Raw genomic sequence first — 20,144 nt, 5'->3', positions numbered from 1 at the left:
CGCGAGGCCCCCATAAAGCCCCGTTTTAATGGAGCCCTCCATTAAAACCAGCCCGACACGCCTACTCCCGCAAGGCCTCACTCGAAACTTAAGCACCACGTTTAGTTCCTATAACCCCCAATTTTTCAGTTCGAATACAACATTCAAGGCGCGCTCGTGTCACAAAGAACGGTTATGCTCTTAAAACAGGAGTGAGCTCGGGACTTCGATAGAACTCGATAGAGTAAGCCCGCTGAAATGATTGTCCACTCCGTCGCCGGGGACTACGCATGGAAGGAGCAGCTGACATGGTTGCGAGCGTGCGTGTGCCTGTGGATGTCTCCATTTGGGATTGGGTCACTAGGATCGGTTTTTTGGGAAGCCTCACCCCTGATGACCATCGTAATATCGAGCGTTGGCGGGCGGGAGAGTCCGCCCCGACTGTCAATCAGCTTTCTCGGTTCAGCCGTAAACTGAGGGTTCCGTTCGGCTATTTCTTTCTTGACGAGCCGATCGAAGACACGCCTCCAGTGTTTGCCCATCGCACGATCGCCAACGCTTCCATCACGAAGCCGTCCCGTGAATTGGTCGATACCCTGACTGATATGCAGACTGTGCAGGATTGGGTGCGGCAGGATGCGTTGGAAACAGGATTGGAAAGGTTGCCATTCGTGGGTTCCTGCCCGGTGGGCAGTGTCGATGCCGCGATGCTGACGCAAAGAATCCGTCAGATGCTAGGGCTCTCTCCTGATTGGTTTGACAGGAAGGGCAGGAGGTTGCCTATCGAGGAAGCGTTCGCGTTGTTGCGCAAGCGTTGCGAGGACGCCCGTGTGGTGGTGATGTTGAACGGCATCGTAGGCGACAATACGCATCGGCCGCTTGATGCGCGTGAATTTCGAGCGTTCGCGTTGATTGACGAATATGCCCCTCTGGTTTTCATCAACCGGACCGACAGCCACTGTGGGCAACTGTTCTCCTTGGCTCATGAAATCGCCCATATATGGGTGGGGGTCGAGGAAATCTATAACGATGTTTACCACTACACGAGCAACGTCCCGGTCGAGGTGTTGTGCAACGCCGTGGCGGCGGAATTGCTGGTTCCCCGGGAACTGTTCTCCGTGCGGTGGCAGCGTGCCATGAATGATGATGCCGATGCGCGTGAGACGGTCATGAATCTTGCGAAGGAGTTTCCCGCCTCCCCGGTGGTCATCGCTCGTCGTGCGCTGGATGGCAAGCTCATTTCCGAAGAGATGTATCGAAACATCGCCGATGAAAGCCTGCGCCAGTGGGAGCAGCGTGACGCGCATGGCAGTACGGGCGGCGACTACTACAACACCAAGCAGTCCCGGTTGGATCATCGTTTTGCGGAGCGGCTTGCGGCGAGTGTGTCCGAAGGGCGCACCTCCTATGTTGATGCCTACCGTCTCACCGGCAGCAATCGCAAGACGTTTCCCAGGATTCTTGAATCGATGGGGGTGCGGTGACGATGGCGCAACCGGCATTCCTGATTGACTCGAACTGTTTGATTAATCCCCATAACGATTATTACCGTCCTGATTTTGGGTTGTCTCAACAATTTTGGGTGCGGCTGGAGCAGTTGGTGGTAAGTGGCGAAGTCGGCATCCTCTCGCAGGTCAGGCTGATGATGCGCTCGCATGTTGGCTGTTTGTCCATTTGATGAGCGGGTGAAGATGTGTGGCGTCTGGGCGCGTGTAACGTCTCGAATCATGACTGATAACAGCGTAACGAAGAAATACACCATCGCCGTCATTCCGGGCGACGGCATCGGCAAAGAAGTCACCCCCTGGGCGCAGAAGGCGCTGGAAAAGGCCGCCGAAGGCGTGGCCGAGTTCAGCTATGAACAGTTCGATTTGGGTGCCGAGCGCTATCTTAGGGACGGCGCGATCCTGCCCGAGGACGAAGAGGAACGCATCAAGAAAACCGACGCCATCCTGCTTGGCGCCGTCGGCGATCCGCGCATCAAGGCTGGCATTCTCGAACGCGGCCTGTTGCTCAAACTCCGCTTCGACCTCGATCAATACGTGAACCTGCGCCCCTCCAAGCTGTACAAGGGCGTCACCTCGCCGCTGGCCAACCCCGGCGACATCGATTTCGTGGTGGTGCGCGAGGGCACCGAGGGCCTGTATTGCGGGGCGGGCGGCGCCGTCCGCCGCGGCACTGCCAACGAGGTGGCCACCGAAGTCTCCATCAACACCGCCTATGGCGTCGAGCGCGTGGTGCGCTACGCCTTCCAACTGGCCATGAAGCGCAGGAAGCACGTCACCCTGGTGCACAAGAAGAACGTGCTGGTCAACGCCGGCGACATGTGGCAGCGCCTTGTCGACAAAGTGTCGGCCGAATATCCGGAAGTCTCCCACGACTACTCGCACATCGACGCGGCCACCATCTTCCTGGTGTCCGACCCGTCCAGATTCGACGTGATCCTGACCGACAACCTCTTCGGAGACATCCTGACCGACGAGGCCGGCGCGGTGGTCGGCGGCGTGGGCTATTCCGCCTCCGGCTGCATCAACGCCTCCAACGAATACCCGTCCATGTTCGAGCCGATTCACGGTTCCGCGCCCGACATCGCCGGCCAGAACAAGGCCAACCCGACGGCCGCGATCCTCTCCGCCGCCATGCTGCTGCGACACCTCGGCTTCGACGAGGCCGCCGCGCGCATCGATGCGGCCGTGGAGGCGGACATCGAGGAACTGGGCTCCACCGTGCGCTCCACCGACCAAGTGGGTCGCGACATTCTCGCGCGCATGTGAACAATATGCGGGTGGACGCGGCCGCGCTCGCCGGCACACCCCCTATGGAGTATTCTCGAATCATGAGTGATTTCAATACGAACGGCCAAGCGCCGCAGTCTGCCCCAACCGATCCCGCTTATACTCAGCAGTCAGCCCAGCAGCCGGCTCAGGAATATACTCAGTCCGCCTACCAGCAGCAGCCTCCTCAGGGCCAGCCGTACTACACCCAGCCCGGCTATCAGCCGTACTCGCAGCAGGGCTACCAGCCCCAGCCGGTCTACCCCGCGCAGAAGTCCAAGATAGCCGCCGGCCTGTTCGGCATCTTCCTCGGCGAGTTCGGCGTGCATAACTTCTATCTGGGATATACCGGCAAAGCCGTCGCTCAGCTGTTGCTCACCCTGCTGGGCTGGGTTTTGCTGGGTCTTGGCCCGATTGCCGCATATATCTGGGGCTTGGTCGAAGGCATTCTGATCATCAGCTCCTCGTACGGCTCCAACTGGCATCGGGATGGGCAAGGCATGGAATTGAAGGACTGAGGTTCCGCTTTTTCGTGACTATGCGAGGAGAATCGAAAACCCCCGGCGGCAAGCTCGTCGGGGTTTCTCTTATGCGCGTCGGTGGCCATTGGCAATGCCGCCTCGATGGCGATTTTTTCGTGGATGCCGCCAGCGACGAGGCAGCCGATGCGCTGTTGCGCGACATCGAAACGGCATTGGGTTCTTTCGCCGGCGCCCATCATGAGGATGGTCTTCTCATGCAGGCTGACGACTCCGACTCTTCGATTGCTTGCGGCGATATCTCGCGGCTTGTGGCGCAGGTGATGGCGCGGCATGCCGATGCCCACTTGGTCGGCACGAATGCCGAGGCCATTGCGACGGCGTTCGCACGCGCGCTCGCGTGCAGCAGCAGGACGAGTGCGAGCGTCTCATATAAAACGCCGATACTGGTAAAAAACGAGCGGCAAAGCGTCGATTACGAGGCTCGCTGGCAACGCCTGTTGCGCAATCTGCATGTCGTGCTTGACGAGCCGCGTTCGCCCGCCGAACAGATGGCCGTGGACGAGCAGTGGGCGCGCGAAGTGGCCTCGGGCACAAGGCCCCCGACGTTGCGTTTCTGGCAGTGGAGCGCGCCATGCGTGGTGGTCGGTCGCTTCCAGTCGATTCCCGACGAGGTGCGCGAGGATGTGGCCCGCGCCGAAGGTTTCGCCGTGGTGCGCCGATGCACCGGCGGCGGAGCGATGTTCATCGAACCGGGCAACACCGTCACCTATTCGCTCTATGCGCCCCTTGAGTTCGTCGAAGGACTGACCGCCGAGCAATCCTATCGGTTGTGCGACCGCTGGCTGGTGGAAGCATTGCGCGGATTGCATCTCGATGTGGGCTTCCGTGGCCTCAACGACATCGTCTCGCAATACGGCAAAATCGGAGGAGCGGCGGCCCGGCGTTTCCCGCGTCCCGCGCCTGCCGCTATCACCGCCACCGCCACTGACGAGCCCCCCGCCCAAGCAAACGGCGCGATTCTGCACCATGTCACGCTCGCCTATGACATCGATGCCGAAAAAATGAGCCGCGTGCTCAACACCTCGCGCGAGAAGATGAGCGACAAGGCCGTCAAGTCAGCTGTCAAGCGCGTCGACCCGCTGAAGCGGCAGACCGGCGTGTCTCGCCGCGAACTTGTCGACTATCTGATGCGCTCGGTGCGTTCGCGCTTGACATAACCCCGGATTTCCAAGTGATGTAGCTCACGAATCGCTCACGGGGGTGCATGATGGCCTCGACGAGATGGTGAGCTAAAATATGACGCACGGTCAATGACGAACCGCATGATAGCCGAAAAGAGTTCGGCGGAAAGTTGGTACAAGGTGATGCAAAGTCCGAATGCAATGCCACAGCAGGAAAACATTCTGTTGCACACCGCACTATTCAAGCAGGTTTCTCCCGACCGGGCCGAGGAGCTGATCGAACACCTCAACCAAGGCGTATACGACAAAGGCGACGCGATCTTCAGCCAAGGAGGCACCGACCATCGCGTGTATTTCCTGCAGGCCGGACGTGTCAAACTCATCAGGCAGGCCGCCGATCATCGCGTGCAATTGCTGTCCATCTATGCCCCCGGGGAGATGCTCGGCGAGATTCCCGTCTTCGACCCGAACGGCGGCCCGCGCACGGCGTCCGCGCTGGCGATGTGCAATGACACGCGTGTGGTGTGGCTTGAGCGCGAGGTGCTGTTCCAATGGCTCGGACAGCATCCCCTCGTGGCCGTCGATATGCTCCAGGTTCTGGCTGGCCGCATGCGCGACAACAACGAGCGGATCTCCGACTTGGTGTTCATGGACGTTCCGGCGCGTTTGGCCAAGACGCTGCTCAACCTCGCGTCCCGCTTCGGCGAGCCGGTGGAGGAGGGGCTGAAGGTTCCGCACGACCTGACGCAGGAGGAACTGGCGCAACTGGTGGGCTCCAGCCGCGAAACGGTGAACAAGGCGTTGATGGATTTCGCGAACCGCGGATGGATTGCGCGCGAGGGTCGTTCGATCATCATCTATCAGCCGGGCATGCTGATTCGCCGCTCGCGCAGATAATTTTCGCTATGCGCGTGGTACAGCCACCCTTATAGTATGTATGACATGCCGAAAAAGAACACCCTGACGCTCCGACGTGTGTTTTCACTATTGCTTACCTATGTCATGCTGTGCGTATGTGGTGGGGTGGCGCTGACCGCAATGCTATCCCCCCTGGTATTCGGGGTAAATTCGGTGGCGAAGGCGGTGGTGCCCTCGCTCAAGGTCGAGGGTGTTAATTTCGATGTGACGTCCCTGCCGCAGAAATCCGTGATGTATGCCTCCGACGGCACCACGAAAATCGCGGAATTTTATGCGGACAACCGCACGGTGGTGCCTCTGAAGCAGATTTCCAAGCCGATGCAGTGGGCTGTGGTGGCTCGTGAGGATCGGCGTTTCTTCCAGCACAACGGCGTGGATGTGCAGGGCGTGATGCGCGCTTTCTTCCAAACTTTCGTCAAGAAGGGTGATATGCAGGGCGGTTCATCCCTCACCCAGCAGTACGTCAAGAACGTGCTTTCCATGCAGGCGCGTGACGACGACGATCCCATCGCGCAATACCATGCCTCCGAACAGACCATCGCGCGTAAGGTGCGCGAGATGCTGATCGCCGTGCAGATGGAGAAGCAATATTCCAAAGCCGAGATATTGCAGGGATATCTGAACATCGCGCAGTTCGGCAACTATAATCTGTACGGCGTGGAAAGCGCCGCGAAGCGTTACTTCAACACGTCGGCCAAGGATCTGAGCATCGTGCAGGCGGCCACCATCGCCGCCATCACGAAGAACCCGGCGAAATACGATCCTTCAGACGAGGGCAACCTTGAGGAATCGGAGAATCAGCGCAACATCGTGCTTGATCTGATGCTTCAGGAGGAGTACATCAGCCAAGAAGAACATGATGAGGCGGTCAATACCCCGCTGAAGGATACGCTCAATATCCAGAACGTCGATTCCGGCTGTCAGGTGGCCGGGGACGCCGCGTTCTTCTGCGATTACGTCACGCATCAGATTCTCAACAACAAGGAATTCGGCGAAACCGAAGAGGAACGCAACAGACTGCTCAAAGAGGGCGGTCTGACCATCGTGACCACGATGGATGTGAACGCCAATCGCATTGCCATGGAGACGGCGCGCGCCACCATTCCGCCCGACGACGAGACGGGCTTCGAAGTCGCCATCGCCTCCATCAGGCCCGGCACAGGCGAAGTGCTCGGTTTCGGCCTGAACCGCACGTATGACGCGACGGATTTGGCGAAGAGCGATTCGACCAGAACGGCCGTGAATTACGCCGTCGATCAGGTCGATGGCGGCGGTTGGGGCTTCCAGCCCGCCTCGACATGGAAGCCGATCAATATGGTCGCCTGGATGCAGAAGGGCAAGTCAATCAACCAGACGTTGCGCAATAGCACCAGCATCAGCCAATCGAAATTCAACTGCAACGGTTACGAGTTCGGCGGAACTTGGTCGTTGCAGAACGCGGGCGGCGGCAACGTGGTGAACGAGACGCCGTTGCAGGGCCTGGTGCAGTCGCACAACACGGTTCAGGCCTCGATGGCTTCGCAGATCGGCTTGTGCGCCATTGCCGATGCCGCGAAGGACATGGGCTATCACAACTCGATCCAAGGCAAGGAAGACGTTTACGACGAGACGTCCTTCCAGCCCTCGATGGTCATCGGATCCGCGCAGGCGTCGCCGCTGACCATGGCGAATGTGTACGCCACCATCGCCGCCAACGGCGTGGAATGCACCCCGATCGCCATCACCAAGATGACCGACCAGTCAGGCAACGAATACAAGGTGCCTTCGGCGAATTGCCATCAGGCCATCGATCCGGCCATTGCCCAGACCACTGCGTATGCGCTCAACCAAGGCGTGACGCGCGGCATTGCGTCAGGCGCGCAGCTCGCCAACGGGCGCAAGACCTTCGCCAAGACGGGAACGAACGAAGACACCTACATGCTGACGGCCGGGTTCGTGCCTCAGGTGTCCACCTTTGTGGCCGTGGGCAATGCCGAAACGCCGGTGTCGTTCGACAACAAGCGAATCAATGGCGTGTATTACTCCTCCTGGACCGGTTCCTATATCGCGATGTCGGCGTGGAAGAACTTCATGCAGAACTATCTGGATACCGCGCAGATTCCCATCAACAACGATTACGGCAATCCCGACAACAAATACCTGACCACCAGCAGCACCACTTCGAAAACCACAACGAGCAACACAAATTAATAACGGATAACGGCACCGACTAATTACCAACTAACTTAAGTCGCATGCCGCGTGTGCTTGGGTCGTCTTGTGAGGGCGGCCCAAGTTGATATCGGGATAGAATAAAAGACGGATTGCCGTCGTAATGATTCGTGATGATAGTGAGGAGCCATGGCAGAGAAGCTTGATTTCGATTTCCGCGGGTTCGGTGCCGCAAAACCGTCCGACAGGGACGGCGCGGGGCCGAATGCGCCCAAGCACGACGAGGCTTCCATATCCGATGCAGGCGGTCGGGGCGTCGAGCGTCACGAACCGGCGAAACTCTTCGACCCGATGCAGCTGCGCGGGCTGACGGTGCGCAACCGCATCTGGTTGCCACCGATGGACATGTTCTCGGTGTTCGCCGGCGACGGCCGCCCCACGCCGTTCCACTATCAGCATTATGTGTCGCGCGCGATGGGCGGCTTCGGCATGATCATCGCCGAAGCGACCGCCGTGTGCCCCGAAGGGCGCATCTCGCCGCACGATGTGGGCTTGTGGGAAGACGGCCAGATTGACTCCTGGCGCTGGATCGTCGACGCGGTCAAGGCCACGGGCACCGTCATGGCCGTTCAGCTCAATCACGCGGGGCGTAAAGGCTCGACCGGCTCGTTCGGGGCCGGGTATGTGCGCGGCAGTGTGCCGCTTGACCACGGCGGTTGGCCCACCGTGGCGCCCAGCGAGGTCGCCTATGGGCGTTATGCGATGCCGCGTGAGTTGGGCGTGGATGAGATTCACGGCATTGTCGAGGCGTTCGCGGCCGCCGCGCGCCGTGCCGTCGATGCCGGTTTCCAGGCGATTGAGATTCATGGTGCGCACGGCTATCTCGTCTCGCAGTTCCTCGACCCGCTGAGCAATGTGCGTCAGGACGAATACGGTGGCAGTTTCGAGGGGCGCACTCGTTTCCTCGTCGAGGTCGTGGACGCGGTTCGCGCCGTCATTCCTCAGGACATGCCGCTATTGGTGCGTATTTCCGCTACGGACTGGGCGGCCGGCGGCTGGGACTTGGAGCAGACGGTGGTGCTCTCTCGAATGCTCAAGGAACATGGTGTAGATTTGATGGACGTGTCCACCGGAGGCATGGTCTCCGGTGTCACGGTGCCCGTCAAACCGAATTATCAGGTGCCGTTCGCCGCCGAAGTGCGTGCGCGCGCCAATATGCCGGTGACGGCGGTGGGGTTGATCACCAAGCCAAAGCAGGCGCAGAAGATTCTCGCCAAAGGGCGGGCCGACGCCATCGAAATCGGTCGCGCGGCCTTGCGTGACCCGTACTGGCCGCTGCGCGCGGCCCACAAACTCGGTGTGCCCGTTCAGGATGCCGGCTACCCGCCGCAGTACGTGCGCGGTGCATTCTGAAGCGAGCGGCGCGAACTGAAAGGATGAACATGACAGACATGACGAACGCGGCGGACATGGCCGATAAAACTTATGTTTCCGAGAATTTCTGGCATGACGCCGTCAATAAGGCCACCACTGATCTGTTCACTTTCGGCTATAAGCACATCATCCAGCCGAACTTTGTGTTCAATCTGCCGCCGGACGAGGCGCACGAGAGCATGCTTAAGTTTTGCGAAGTGACCAAGAAAGTGCCGCCGCTGATGTGGGCCTGCCGCACGATGCTCAACTACAGCGACCCGATTCTCGAAACCGAGGTGATGGGCGTGCAGTTCGCCAACCCGTTCGGCTTGTCGGCGGGCCTCGATAAGAACTGCGACATGCCGGTGCTGCTGGACAACGCCGGTTTCGGCTTTGAAACCGTGGGCTCCACCACTTCGCGCCCATGCCAGGGCAATCCCAAGCCGTGGTTCCACCGCCTGCCCGAATACGATTCGATGATGGTGCATGTGGGCTTGGCCAATATGGGTTCCGACAAGGTGATCGACCGCGCCGAGCAGGCTTGGCGCAGCGCGCGAGAGATGCAGATGTCCGTCTCCATCGCCCGCACCAACGACGATAAGGTGGGCGATCTGGACGAAGGCATCGAGGATTACTGCATCTCGATGCGCCGCGCCGCGGGCCGCACCGCCATGGTGGAGGTGAACATCTCCTGCCCGAACACCACCGCGGGCGAGCCGTTCACCGCCAGCCCTGAGAATCTTGACAAGCTGTTCACCGAGCTTGACAAAGTCGAGCGCCCGCAGCCCACGCTGGTCAAGATGCCGCTGAACAAGCCGTGGGGCGAGATGCGCGAACTGCTTGATGTGCTGGCCGCCCATAACGTGCAGGGCGTGTCGCTGGCGAACCTGCAGAAGGACCGCAACGGTCTTGACATTCCGCGCGACTGGGAGGGCGGCTTGTCCGGCGGGCCTTGCACCCGCGCTTCCGAGGCGCTGGTGGCTCAGGTGCGCCGCGCGTATGGCAGCCGTTTCGCCATTGCCGGCATTGGCGGCGTGTTCACTGCCGAACAGGCATATTCGCGGATTCGCGCGGGTGCTGATTTGGTGATGTTTATTTCCTTGCTGATGTATCGCGGCCCCCAGCAGATTACCGTGCTCAAGCGCGGGCTGGCTGAGTTGCTGCGGCGCGACGGCTTCGCGCATGTGTCTGACGCTGTTGGGGTGGATGTCGAATAGCCAGATAGCCGAATAGCACATAATACGACACAAAGCGCACAAGCTGTTTTGAATTATGCTCTGTTGTGTGCGATAATGTTCGCATGATTTCGTCACAGCGTCAGCATCTGATCCTCAGTCGGTTGCGCACCAGAGGTGCCGTGCGTATTACGGCCCTGAGCAAGGAACTGGGCGTTTCCGCGATGACCATTCGTCGGGATATCGCCGAACTGGCGGACAAAGGGTTGTTGAAGCGCGTGCACGGCGGTGCCGTCACCACCAGCACGCTGCTGAGCGAGCCGCTGTTCTCCGTCAAATCGCAGATGGACATTGGTTTGAAGGACGCCATCGCCCAGGAAGCCGTCAAATACGTGGCACCCGGCGACGTGATCGCCATCGGCGGCGGCACCACGGCGTATGTGTTCGCGCAGCATCTGCTGGAAAGCCAGCAGGCCAGCGGCATCACCATTCTCACCAATTCGATTCCCGTGGCCGAGCTGGTGCAGGCGCTCGAATCCAAGGACGTCGAAGTCATCGTCACCGGCGGCGTGACCACCCGCTCCAACTCCCTGGTCGGCCCCATCGCAGACAAGGTGATCGCCTCCCTGCGCGTCAACACCGTGTTCCTCGGCACGCATTCCGTGTCCATCCCGCGCGGCTTCCTGATGCCCAACTCGCTGGAGGCCGCCACCGATATCGCAATGATGGACATCGCCGATCGCACCATCATCCTCACGGATCACACCAAGTGGAGCTGCACGTCGCTGTCGCTGTTCGCGCGCTTCGACCAGGTGAACACGGTGATCACCGACGACGGCCTCGACGCCGACACCGCCGCCAAGACCAGGGAACTGGTGGACGAGCTCGTGCTTGCACAACAAATCGACTTCAGCCAAGACGATGGAAAGGAATACCATGACTGATTTCGCGGCCTATACGCCCGGAGAATATGCGAAGGAACATATTCGCATCACGCCGACCACCCTTGCGGACGGACGTGATTTTTTCTATCTCGATGACGACCCCGACTATGTGTCCGGAGCCAAGACCCGCGAACTCACCGACCCCCGCCAGCTCGCCTATCGTTTCGCCAACCAGCTGAACGCCGCGGGCGAGGAAGTGCCTTACGCCGCGCCCGAAATGCGCCGCGACCCGCTCACCGGCGACTGGATTCCGATGGCCACCGCGCGCATGAACCGCCCGATCACAGCCGGCCCCGGTGCCACGGCCACGGGCAACCCGCTGGCCGCGCGCAAGCCGGGCAGCCCGTATCAGGACGGCGAGGTGCCCGACACCGATTACAACGTGGTCGTTTTCGAGAACCGCTTCCCCTCGATGGTGCGCGTGCCCGGCCGAAGCGAGGCGGTGGAATATGTGGACGGCAACCCGCTGTGGGAGAAGAAGATGGCCGCGGGCCGTTGCGAAGTCATCTGCTTCGACCCGGACGAGAACGGTCTGCCGGCCGACCTGCCCGTCTCCCGTCTGCGCACGGTGGTCGAGGCGTGGGCGTTCCGCACCGCGGAAATCTCCAAGATGGAAGGCATCGAGCAGATCTTCCCCTTCGAGAACCATGGCGCCGAAATCGGCGTGTCGCTGGCGCACCCGCACGGCCAGGTCTACTGCTATCCGTTCGTGGCCCCGAAGATGGAAACCGAGCTCAAGCACACCGAGGCCTATCACAGCAAGACCGGCGGCAACCTGCTCAAGGACATCATGAACGCCGAAATCGAAGCGGGCGAGCGCGTGGTGATGCGCAACCATTCGTGGGTGGCCTACGTGCCCGCCGCCGCCCGCTGGCCTTTGGAAGTGCATGTGGCCCCGGTGCGCGACGTGCTCACGCTGGACGAGCTGAACGATGACGAGCGCTGGGATTTGGCGGTGATGTATTCCACACTGCTCAAGCGCGGCAACGCCTTCTTCGACAAGGGCGACGGCAAGGGCATGGACTTGCCGTATATCGCGGCTTGGCATCAGGCGCCGATCCGCGACCCGCGCCGCGAAAACTACCGTCTGAATCTGCAGTTCTTCTCGTTCAGGCGCGCCGCCAACAAGATCAAGTATCTGGCCGGCTCCGAATCCGGCATGGCCGCTTGGATTTCCGACACCACGCCCGAACTCATCGCCAAGCGCTTCCATGAGCTCGGCCCCATCGATATCGCCGACTGATTGCAAGGACCCCCCAATGACTGCTGTTGAATTCATCGAGCCGATGTCGCACGATATCGGCGTAAGCGCCGCCGCCGAACTGTTCATCAAAGCATACGGCTGCAAACCCGAGGGCGTATGGGCGGCTCCCGGGCGCGTGAACCTGATCGGCGAGCACACCGATTACAACGCCGGCCTGTGCCTGCCCATCGCGCTGCCGCATCGCACATTCATCGCGTTGAAGCCGCGCGAGGACACGACGGTGCGTGTGGTTTCCGACGTGAACCCGGGCGAGGTGGCTGAAGCCGACTTGCGCGAGTTGCAGGCCGGGGCGGTGCAAGGCTGGGCCGCCTACCCGGTGGGTGTGGCGTGGGCGTTGCGCGAAGCCGGTTTTGACGCGGTTCGTGGTTTCGATGCGGCGTTCTCGTCGTGCGTGCCGCTGGGAAGCGGGCTGAGCTCGTCGGCCGCCATGACTTGCTCCACCGCGCTCGCCTTGGATGAGGTGTTCGGCTTGGGCTACGGTTCCACCGACGCCGGCCGCGTCACGCTGATTGAGGCCGCCATCAAGTCCGAGAACGACATGGCCGGAGCTTCCACCGGCGGGCTGGATCAGAACGCCTCCATGCGTTGCTCGCTGGGGCATGCCATCCGCCTTGACTGCAAGCCGGGGTTGACGCCTCTCGAAAGCGTTTCCCCGAAAGAGTTCGATTTGGACAAGTACGGCTTGGAACTGCTGGTGCTGGACACCCAGGCTCCCCATCAGCTCAACGACGGCCAGTACGCGCAGCGCCGCGCCACCTGCGAAGAGGCCGCGCGTGTTCTGGGTGCGGATAACCTGCGCGCGGTTGCCGAGGGCGTGGCCGCCGCTGACGGTTCCATCGCCGATGCCGCGCTCGCCGACGTGCTCGCCAAGCTGGACGACGAGACGATGAAGAAGCGCGTGCGCCACGTCATCACCGAAATCGGCCGCGTTGATCGGTTTGTCGACGCGTTCGCGCAAGGCGACATCAAGACGGCCGGCGAGCTGTTCAACGCCTCCCACGATTCCCTGCGCGACGATTACGAAGTCACCGTGCCCGAACTCGACACAGCGGTGGATGTGGCCCGCGCCAATGGCGCATACGGCGCGCGCATGACCGGCGGCGGCTTCGGCGGCTCCATCATCGCGCTGGTCGACAAGGGCCAGGGCCATGAGATCGCCCAGAAAATCGCCGACGAGTTCGCCGCCCGCGGCTTCAACGCCCCCCGCGCCCTGCCGGCATTCGCCGCCCCTGCCGCCAGTCGCGAGATCTGAAGTTTGCAATAGCCGAAAACACAAAATCCTGTGGGCGTGATTCGAATAATCACGCCCACAGGATTTTTCGATTAGCTGGCTGATTTGAATAGCTGTGGCTGATAATTGTCAGGCTTGCTTGCGAATCAGATGATAGGCGGCATAGGCGGCGGCGATGACCAGCAGTACGATGCCATACACCAGATACGGTTGACTCAAAGCAGAGCCGCCGACCAGCTTCAGCGTATACGGAGCGGTGAAAGCGCCGAGATTGCAACCTACCAGCACTACCGACGTGCACAGCGTATCCGAACCCTTCGGGCAGACTTCGGAAATCTGATTGAACGTGTATGAAATCATAGTCGGGTAGGAAACCCCCGCAATCAGCGCGCCTATGCACAGCACTATGAAATTCGGTGCGAAGTAGATCACCAGCGAGCCTGCGGCAAGCGCCACGAGGCCAACGGTCAGGGTTTGTGCCTTCAGAGTCTTATTGATAAAGCCGAAGGCGAAGCCCATAAGCATGCCACCGATGGTCATGACGCTCAGCAGGGTGGAGGCCTGCTGGATGGTTCCGAAACCGGAGTTGGCGATTACCGACGACAGGCGGGTGGTCAGGCCGATGTACATGGTCACGGCGGCGATTAGGAAGACGGTGATCAGCAGAATCGGGCCGTTCACGGACTGCTTGGCGGCATCGGAATCGGCGTAATCCGCGGCAACGGTCACCGGGGCGTTCGGCTCCTTTGGCACGAAGATGACGAACAGAATCAGAATCGGTACGGCTAGCAAGTAGACAAGGAACGAGCTGTTCCAACTCAGCAACACCAAGAATCCCGCGGCCAACGTCATCAGCGACTGGCCGAGCGATTCAAATGCGGAGCGAAAACCCATCAATGTGGCCTTTTCGTCGCCGGAGAAGAATTTGGCGATCATGGAGACGGCCAGCGAGTTAATCAGACCGAATCCGACGCCAAGGCCAATGCGTGAACCCATGATCACCCAGAAATTGCCGGTGAAGAAGAACGGAATGATGCCGAAGAAGGCCGCGATGACAAGGCCTGCGGTCACAGTGGCCTTGTCTCCGATCTTACGGGCGATGAATCCGGAGGCGATGATCATGATGATCATAGAGAACGAGGGCACGGTGCTCAACAGTTCGACGTTGGCGCGCGGCTGGTCGGAGAATTGTTTGATGAGCGCCGGCATCACGCCGGAGATTGCGTTCGACGAGGTGAGCAGCAGCGAGATGGAGAGTAGGGAGAATTTCATCAGTGGACCGTAGCCGCTGCGGGTGGCGGAAGTGCCGGTCGTGGAAGGGATTGCGTTGGTCATGTTGCGTCCTTACAACAGGGTTTTCTGTTTTTGTTCGGTCGGTTGGTAGTCGTCTTGCGATTATTATGCCCGGACGAAACCCGTAAGAAAGGATGAAACGGGTTCCGTCCGGAAGAATGATAATGATGAAGGGGAGTTCGTCAGATCTGCTCAAGCGCGCATAGGGCCGCGCCAATCACGCCGTCGTACTTGCCGGGGATGGTGTAGACGATTGGCAACCCCTCGGCCGGGTACGGCTTGCGGGACATGCGCTTGATCTTTTCCTCAAGGCGCTGTTTGGGAAAGTCCTTCATCTGCGTCACGCCGCCGCCGATGATGATTTTCGCCGGGTCGAGCAGGTTGATGACGGTCGAGAAGGTCCAAGCGAGATGTTCCAGCCAGTCGTCGATGAACGGTTCGTCGCCATACTTACTGAACGCATCGTCGATGGAGGCGCCCGGATGATGCGCTTCAAGCTCGCGTACTAGCGCATTGCCGGAGGCGGCCGTTTCGGAGCAGCCGTCCAATCCGCATCCGCAGGTTCTGCCGGTCGCCTCGTAGATGTGGCCGAGTTCGCCGGCCACGCCGTGCATCCCGATCAGGATCTTGCCGTCCACCGCCAGCGCGCAGCCGATGCCGGTGCCGACGTAGCAGCCGAAGGTCACACCTTCGAGATTCTGCAGATTCAGACGTTTCGCATCGTAGCGGATGATCATGTTCACGTCGCGGTCGATGAACACCGGTACGCCGAAGCGGCTCAGGCGTTCCGGCACGTTCACGTTGTTCAGTCCCGGGATGAACGTGGTCTGCAGCACCACGGTGCGCGTGGCATCCACGACGGATGGGAAGCCGATGGAGATCGCCTTCAGCTCGTATTTGCCGTCGAGCATCTCACCAAGATAGCCTTCGAGATAGTCTGCGAGCTTGGCCATCGGATCGTCGCCGCTCAGAGCCTCCTGCGAGCTGACGCGACGGGAGTCGACGAGTGCGCCGAGGGCGTCGACCAGGCCGACACGCAGGTTGGTGCCGCCGATGTCAATGCCGAGTACGACCGGGGTTTTCAGCGTGGCGGAATTGACCGGGCTGTCGGCGGTGGCGACAATCGGCTCGTTGTTGGCGATTGCGGTTGTGAGGGTTGCGTCGTTGCTCATGATTGCTCCATTGCGAGAGAAAGATTGTTGGAATTCGTGTGATTGTGCTGCGATATTGCTCTGATTGAGGGTGGTGCAGGACCGTTCCGAAGTCGGAGGAAAGGTATGAAAGAGAGGGAACGGCTCTGCACCAAGTGATGATGAGAAGGGTTGTCGGGACGGACCTAACGAGCCGGATCAGTCTTCGGCTGGCAGCGTCTCGCCGGTGGTGCGCTCGTAATTGGCGCGCATCTTGGCCCAAGCTTTGTCGAGATCACGGTCAAGCGAGAACAAGCCGGAATTGCCCAGAATGAAGGTTTCCGCACCGGCGTTGCGAAGCTTGGCGAACGTCTTTTCGCTGCATGAACCGTCGATTTGGATTTCATAGTCCAAGCCGTGATCGGACTTGTATTTGGCCGCCTGCTCGATTTTGGCGAGCATCTCATCTATGAACGGCTGACCGGCGAAGCCGACGTCGATGGTCATCAGCGTGAGCAGATCGACGCGTTCGATCAGCGGCAGAATCGAATCGAACGGGGTCAGCGGGTTCACCACAAGGCCGGTACCGCAACCAAGTGCGCGAATCGAGTTCATGGTGCGGAAGGCGTGCGTGTTGAGTGTTTCGACATGAGGTGAGATTACGTTTACGCCGACCTGGGCGAGCGGTTCCAGCCAATAGTCGGGGTCGGTGGTCATCAGATGTGCTTCGTTGCGTATGGAGCTGTGCGGCAGCACCCACTTGAGCCATTCCGGGCTCAGGGAGAGGTTCGGCGCGAAATGGCCGTCCATGATATCGAGATGAAGGGAATCGGCATGCTGGCTCAGCGTGCTCACCTGCTCGCCGGCGATGGAGAAGTCCATGCACATCAGCGAGACCGCAAACTTTGGGGTTTCCATATCGGGTCCTTTCTTATGATGGCTGTCTTCGTCGGTACCAACGCGGGGAAGCTACTGTGCTTTCGCCGTTTTCCTTAAGGTGATTCTTACGATATGATTTCGATTAATGTGGTTCAACGACAGATTTATGTCGTAATTTGACATTAATCTGTCGTATATCTAAAGCATTGAAATTCCAACAATTCTTGAAAGGATTGCGATGAAGCAGTCTGCAATGTCGCCTACGAAAAAACAGTGGCGCTTCACCTTGCCGGACCGGCCGTGGACGTTGGCCGTTACCGGCAGCGAGTTGCCGAGCGAAGTTGCGATGCTGGTCGCCTCCGGCAAGGCGAACAGCAAGGCTGAGCTGGTGCGTGAGACCGGTTTGGCGCGTTCGACGGTGTCGTCATGTGTGGACGGGCTGCTGCGCAGGGGGACGCTGGCGGCTTCCGGTGTGATCGCGGTGGACCGTGGACGGCCAGCGGAACGACTGATGATCGCCAATCAGCTTGGTCTGATTGCGGTGGCCGACGTGGGTGCTCGGCACACCATGCTCGGCATCGCCGACATGAATATGCAGCTGCTTGCGCACGAGTGGCATGTGATTTCGATAACTGACTACACTCCGGAGGACTTTCTGGTCTGGGTGAGTGAACAGTTGTGGCGCATGGCGTCGGAAGCGAACGCCGACCTTCCGTTGCGGCATGCCGCGTTGTCGCTGCCGGCGCGCATCGACATTTGTGAGGATACGCCGATCCGACCGCCCATCATGCCCGGCTGGGATGCATTCGACGCGGTACAGCACATGCAGGACGCGCTCGGATGTCCCGTCAGTGTGGAAAACGACACCAACATTCGCGCGCTGGGCAATGCGGCCATACTGCCCGAAGACGAGAGGCCGATCATTGAAGTGAAGATCGGTACCGGCATCGGAGGGGGCATCATCATCAAGGACGGACGCGTCTTCCATGGATTCGACGGTGCGGCAGGTGAAATCGGGCACACGTCGTACGATCCGCGCAATCGCAAGCGCTGCGCCTGTGGCCAGACCGGCTGTCTGGAGACGATTGCATCCGTACCTGCCATGTTGCGCCGCATGCAGGTGCTTTCACCGACTGCCGACGAACCAGGCAGCGTTGAACAGCTCATCGAACGGCTTCACGACGGCAATCTCGGTGCCGAACAGGCGGTACGTGAAGCGGGCGAAGCGATCGGCATCATGGTGGCGACGCTGTGCAACATCCTCAATCCACGGCACATCATCGTCGGCGGGCTCATTGCGGAGGCGAGCGACGAGCTGCTCACCGCCATCCGCACCACCGTATATAAGACAGCGCGTCCGCTGACCACGCGAAACCTGAGCATCGGACGCAGCCCGCTCGGGCGCCTTGCCGGTCTGGCCGGTGGCATTGTGCTCGCCACGCAGGAGACGCTGTCGCCGGAACGACTGTACGGCAATTGAAAACGTAGCCGACACGCCTGGGTGGCTTATGAAGAGTCGCCAATCGTGATAGCGTGACGGCTGTTTTGAATAACCGCATGGCTTAGCCGATTCAAATTGGCTCGGCCGTGCGGTTTATTGACAGCCCATGAGACATATTGTGGCTAGGCGGGCTTAGCGCGTTTATTTAATTTGCGGCAATAGCCATTCGACCCCAATAGCCATTCGACCCCGACGCTCTTCTATTTGAGTCGTCGGGGTTTTGCATTCGCATGTTGCGAAAATCTAATCGTACGCTGGCAATGGCATTGCAAAATGCGACTTTGTGCTTTAAATAGGTGTTTTAGAATCTGACTTTGTGTCGAAAATAGCATTTTTAGAATTCGACTTTATGCTGAAAACAGCATTTCTAGAATATGACTTTGTGTCATAACAGTATAAGATAGAATCGTGATTTTTGTTAGATAGAAGGTGGAATCATTGAAACGAAAGGCATATGACGAACTGCTTGCTTGGAAGTCAGGCAAGACCAGACAGGCGCTTCTTGTCACCGGTGCCCGTCAGGTCGGCAAAACATATCTCGTCCGTGAATTCGGGCGTGCGGAATATAGCCGTTTCATTGAATTCAATCTTGCGACGGACGATGCGACGCGTGAGTCGTTCGCGGCCGCGCGTGATCCTGAGGACCTTCTGCTTCGTATTTCCGTCGCCGCATCCGAAGCCTTTGTTCCGGGGGAGACGCTGATATTCATCGATGAGGTCCAGCAATGTCCCAATATCGTCACGCTTATCAAGGCGCTGGTGGACAAGGGCGAATACGACTACATCCTTTCCGGTTCCCTGCTTGGGGTGGAATTGGAGAATGTGCGCTCGTATCCGGTTGGGTATATGTCGGAGCTCCTTATGTTTCCGATGGATTTTGAGGAATTCTGTTGGAGCATGGGGCTTACGGAAGAGGCCTTCGACATGGTGCGTGAGTCGTTGCGGAAGGAACAGCCGGTTCCCGACTATCTCAACGAACGCATGCTGGGGCTGTTCCACAGGTATTTGCTGACGGGCGGTATGCCGGATGCGGTTGGCGCGTTCGTCCGAGACGGAACCATCGACAATGTGCGTCGAATCCAGTCCGATATCAGACGCTTTTACAATCGGGACATCACCCAATACGCGCCGAAGAGCCGCAGGCTGGTCATCCAAGAAATCTATCGGCTGATTCCAAGCGAGCTGAACAATTCCACCCGCAGGTTCAAGGTCGGCGATATTTCCCAAGTGAAACGGTACAGCCAGATCGAAGATGAATTCCTTTGGCTGTCCCAGGCCAACGTCGCATTGCCCGTCTACAACGTTGAGGAGCCGAAAAGTCCGTTACTTGCGTCCAAAGAGCGCAAGCTGCTCAAACTGTTCTATTCGGACGTCGGGCTGTTGACCAGCACGTACGACAAGCAGGCCACCCTCGGCATACTCGGTGGTCTTGGTGTTGAAGGGCGCATGAATTATGGCGGTGTCTACGAGAACGTGATTGCCCAGGAGTTGACGGCACACGGGTTCGTCCCATATTATTTCACCAGTAAAAAGACGGGCAAGTTGGATTTTCTTATCGAAGACGAATCAGGCGGAGTCCTTGCCTTGGAAATCAAGTCCGGCAGAAGATTTCGTTCCCATGCGGCTTTGAACAAGGCGTTGGATACGCCGGGGTATGCGATTGACAATGCGTATGTCCTGGCGCAGACCAATGTGGAACGTGACGGCAAAGTGCTGTATCTGCCCGTATATATGGCAAGTGTGTTGCAGCGTCCGCGGCTGGTGTGACGCTTGCGGTTGGTGCTTGCGGACAGTGAATAAGTGGCTTATGTGCGGCATGCCCCTGATTG

16 protein-coding genes and 1 pseudogene are annotated in these 20,144 nt (G+C 59.4%); 14 read left to right on the top strand and 3 right to left on the bottom strand.

Annotation, left to right across the window (positions count from 1 at the left end; translation table 11 throughout):
• Positions 1-287: 287 nt before the first annotated feature.
• The 12 genes and pseudogenes from G1C94_RS05075 to galK all read left to right on the top strand — a co-directional run bounded on the left by G1C94_RS05075 (position 288) and on the right by galK (position 13,533).
• The gene (locus G1C94_RS05075; protein ID WP_172145579.1) at positions 288-1,463 is read left to right on the top strand and encodes an ImmA/IrrE family metallo-endopeptidase; all 1,176 of its coding nucleotides are present in this window, start codon (positions 288-290) and stop codon (positions 1,461-1,463) included.
• Positions 1,464-1,465: 2 nt separating this feature from the next.
• The gene (locus G1C94_RS05070) at positions 1,466-1,657 is read left to right on the top strand and encodes a DUF4411 family protein (protein WP_253902323.1); all 192 of its coding nucleotides are present in this window, start codon (positions 1,466-1,468) and stop codon (positions 1,655-1,657) included.
• A gap of 49 nt (positions 1,658-1,706) precedes the next feature.
• Positions 1,707-2,753 (top strand): 3-isopropylmalate dehydrogenase, encoded by a 1,047-nt coding sequence (locus tag G1C94_RS05065; protein ID WP_172145559.1) that lies wholly within the window; start codon positions 1,707-1,709, stop codon positions 2,751-2,753.
• Positions 2,754-2,842: 89 nt separating this feature from the next.
• Positions 2,843-3,271 (top strand): annotated as a pseudogene (locus tag G1C94_RS07960) (TM2 domain-containing protein); the annotation flags it as partial.
• A gap of 20 nt (positions 3,272-3,291) precedes the next feature.
• The gene (locus G1C94_RS05055) at positions 3,292-4,452 is read left to right on the top strand and encodes a lipoate--protein ligase family protein (protein ID WP_216656879.1); all 1,161 of its coding nucleotides are present in this window, start codon (positions 3,292-3,294) and stop codon (positions 4,450-4,452) included.
• 147 nt (positions 4,453-4,599) lie between these two features.
• A complete protein-coding gene (locus G1C94_RS05050; RefSeq protein WP_172145638.1) occupies positions 4,600-5,313 on the top strand; it encodes a Crp/Fnr family transcriptional regulator in 714 nt (237 codons plus the stop codon).
• A 45-nt stretch (positions 5,314-5,358) separates the two neighbouring features.
• The gene (locus G1C94_RS05045; protein ID WP_172145550.1) at positions 5,359-7,524 is read left to right on the top strand and encodes a transglycosylase domain-containing protein; all 2,166 of its coding nucleotides are present in this window, start codon (positions 5,359-5,361) and stop codon (positions 7,522-7,524) included.
• 150 nt (positions 7,525-7,674) lie between these two features.
• Positions 7,675-8,898 (top strand): NADH:flavin oxidoreductase/NADH oxidase, encoded by a 1,224-nt coding sequence (locus G1C94_RS05040; RefSeq protein ID WP_172145531.1) that lies wholly within the window; start codon positions 7,675-7,677, stop codon positions 8,896-8,898.
• Between the two features lie 56 nt (positions 8,899-8,954).
• The gene (locus tag G1C94_RS05035) at positions 8,955-10,115 is read left to right on the top strand and encodes a quinone-dependent dihydroorotate dehydrogenase (RefSeq protein ID WP_172145635.1); all 1,161 of its coding nucleotides are present in this window, start codon (positions 8,955-8,957) and stop codon (positions 10,113-10,115) included.
• Positions 10,116-10,198: 83 nt separating this feature from the next.
• Entirely contained in the window at positions 10,199-11,017 is an 819-nt protein-coding gene (locus G1C94_RS05030; protein WP_172145528.1) for a DeoR/GlpR family DNA-binding transcription regulator, read from the top strand.
• Positions 11,010-12,260: a galactose-1-phosphate uridylyltransferase gene (galT, locus tag G1C94_RS05025; protein ID WP_172145524.1), complete on the top strand. Its 1,251-nt coding sequence runs from the start codon at positions 11,010-11,012 to the stop codon at positions 12,258-12,260. Before G1C94_RS05030 ends, galT begins: the two co-directional genes overlap by 8 nt.
• Positions 12,261-12,276: 16 nt before the next feature.
• Positions 12,277-13,533 carry a galactokinase gene (galK, locus tag G1C94_RS05020; RefSeq protein ID WP_172145521.1) on the top strand — a complete coding sequence of 419 codons (1,257 nt, stop codon included), beginning with the start codon at positions 12,277-12,279 and terminating at the stop codon, positions 13,531-13,533.
• Between the two features lie 108 nt (positions 13,534-13,641).
• On the opposite strand, the gene G1C94_RS05015 is transcribed toward galK, so the two are convergent.
• The 3 genes from G1C94_RS05015 to alsE form a co-directional block, all read right to left on the bottom strand.
• Positions 13,642-14,847, bottom strand: coding sequence for an MFS transporter (locus G1C94_RS05015; protein ID WP_172145518.1), 1,206 nt, complete (start codon positions 14,845-14,847; stop codon positions 13,642-13,644).
• A gap of 140 nt (positions 14,848-14,987) precedes the next feature.
• Positions 14,988-15,977: an allose kinase gene (alsK, locus tag G1C94_RS05010; RefSeq protein ID WP_172145515.1), complete on the bottom strand. Its 990-nt coding sequence runs from the start codon at positions 15,975-15,977 to the stop codon at positions 14,988-14,990.
• Between the two features lie 177 nt (positions 15,978-16,154).
• Complete coding sequence (alsE, locus tag G1C94_RS05005) at positions 16,155-16,853, bottom strand: D-allulose 6-phosphate 3-epimerase (protein ID WP_172145512.1); 699 nt, start codon at positions 16,851-16,853, stop codon at positions 16,155-16,157.
• Between the two features lie 199 nt (positions 16,854-17,052).
• On the opposite strand from alsE, the gene G1C94_RS05000 reads away from it, so the two are divergent.
• Complete coding sequence (locus G1C94_RS05000) at positions 17,053-18,294, top strand: ROK family protein (RefSeq protein ID WP_172145509.1); 1,242 nt, start codon at positions 17,053-17,055, stop codon at positions 18,292-18,294.
• A gap of 459 nt (positions 18,295-18,753) precedes the next feature.
• Entirely contained in the window at positions 18,754-20,082 is a 1,329-nt protein-coding gene (locus G1C94_RS04995) for an ATP-binding protein (protein ID WP_172145506.1), read from the top strand.
• The last annotated feature ends 62 nt before the right edge of the window (positions 20,083-20,144 follow it).

It is taken from the genome of Bifidobacterium panos, from assembly GCF_012932445.1.
Lineage (GTDB): Bacteria > Actinomycetota > Actinomycetes > Actinomycetales > Bifidobacteriaceae > Bifidobacterium > Bifidobacterium panos.
This window is presented reverse-complemented; position numbering and strand designations above follow the sequence as displayed.

Bases quoted from the DNA above. Each gene is read 5' to 3' on its own strand.
- G1C94_RS05075 (WP_172145579.1), top strand. From the start codon at position 288: ATGGTTGCGAGCGTGCGTGTGCCTGTGGATGTCTCCATTTGGGATTGG.
- G1C94_RS05070 (WP_253902323.1), top strand. From the start codon at position 1,466: ATGGCGCAACCGGCATTCCTGATTGACTCGAACTGTTTGATTAATCCC.
- G1C94_RS05065 (WP_172145559.1), top strand. From the start codon at position 1,707: ATGACTGATAACAGCGTAACGAAGAAATACACCATCGCCGTCATTCCG.
- G1C94_RS05055 (WP_216656879.1), top strand. From the start codon at position 3,292: ATGCGAGGAGAATCGAAAACCCCCGGCGGCAAGCTCGTCGGGGTTTCT.
- G1C94_RS05050 (WP_172145638.1), top strand. From the start codon at position 4,600: ATGCAAAGTCCGAATGCAATGCCACAGCAGGAAAACATTCTGTTGCAC.
- G1C94_RS05045 (WP_172145550.1), top strand. From the start codon at position 5,359: ATGCCGAAAAAGAACACCCTGACGCTCCGACGTGTGTTTTCACTATTG.
- G1C94_RS05040 (WP_172145531.1), top strand. From the start codon at position 7,675: ATGGCAGAGAAGCTTGATTTCGATTTCCGCGGGTTCGGTGCCGCAAAA.
- G1C94_RS05035 (WP_172145635.1), top strand. From the start codon at position 8,955: ATGGCCGATAAAACTTATGTTTCCGAGAATTTCTGGCATGACGCCGTC.
- G1C94_RS05030 (WP_172145528.1), top strand. From the start codon at position 10,199: ATGATTTCGTCACAGCGTCAGCATCTGATCCTCAGTCGGTTGCGCACC.
- galT (WP_172145524.1), top strand. From the start codon at position 11,010: ATGACTGATTTCGCGGCCTATACGCCCGGAGAATATGCGAAGGAACAT.
- galK (WP_172145521.1), top strand. From the start codon at position 12,277: ATGACTGCTGTTGAATTCATCGAGCCGATGTCGCACGATATCGGCGTA.
- G1C94_RS05015 (WP_172145518.1), bottom strand. From the start codon at position 14,847: ATGACCAACGCAATCCCTTCCACGACCGGCACTTCCGCCACCCGCAGC.
- alsK (WP_172145515.1), bottom strand. From the start codon at position 15,977: ATGAGCAACGACGCAACCCTCACAACCGCAATCGCCAACAACGAGCCG.
- alsE (WP_172145512.1), bottom strand. From the start codon at position 16,853: ATGGAAACCCCAAAGTTTGCGGTCTCGCTGATGTGCATGGACTTCTCC.
- G1C94_RS05000 (WP_172145509.1), top strand. From the start codon at position 17,053: ATGAAGCAGTCTGCAATGTCGCCTACGAAAAAACAGTGGCGCTTCACC.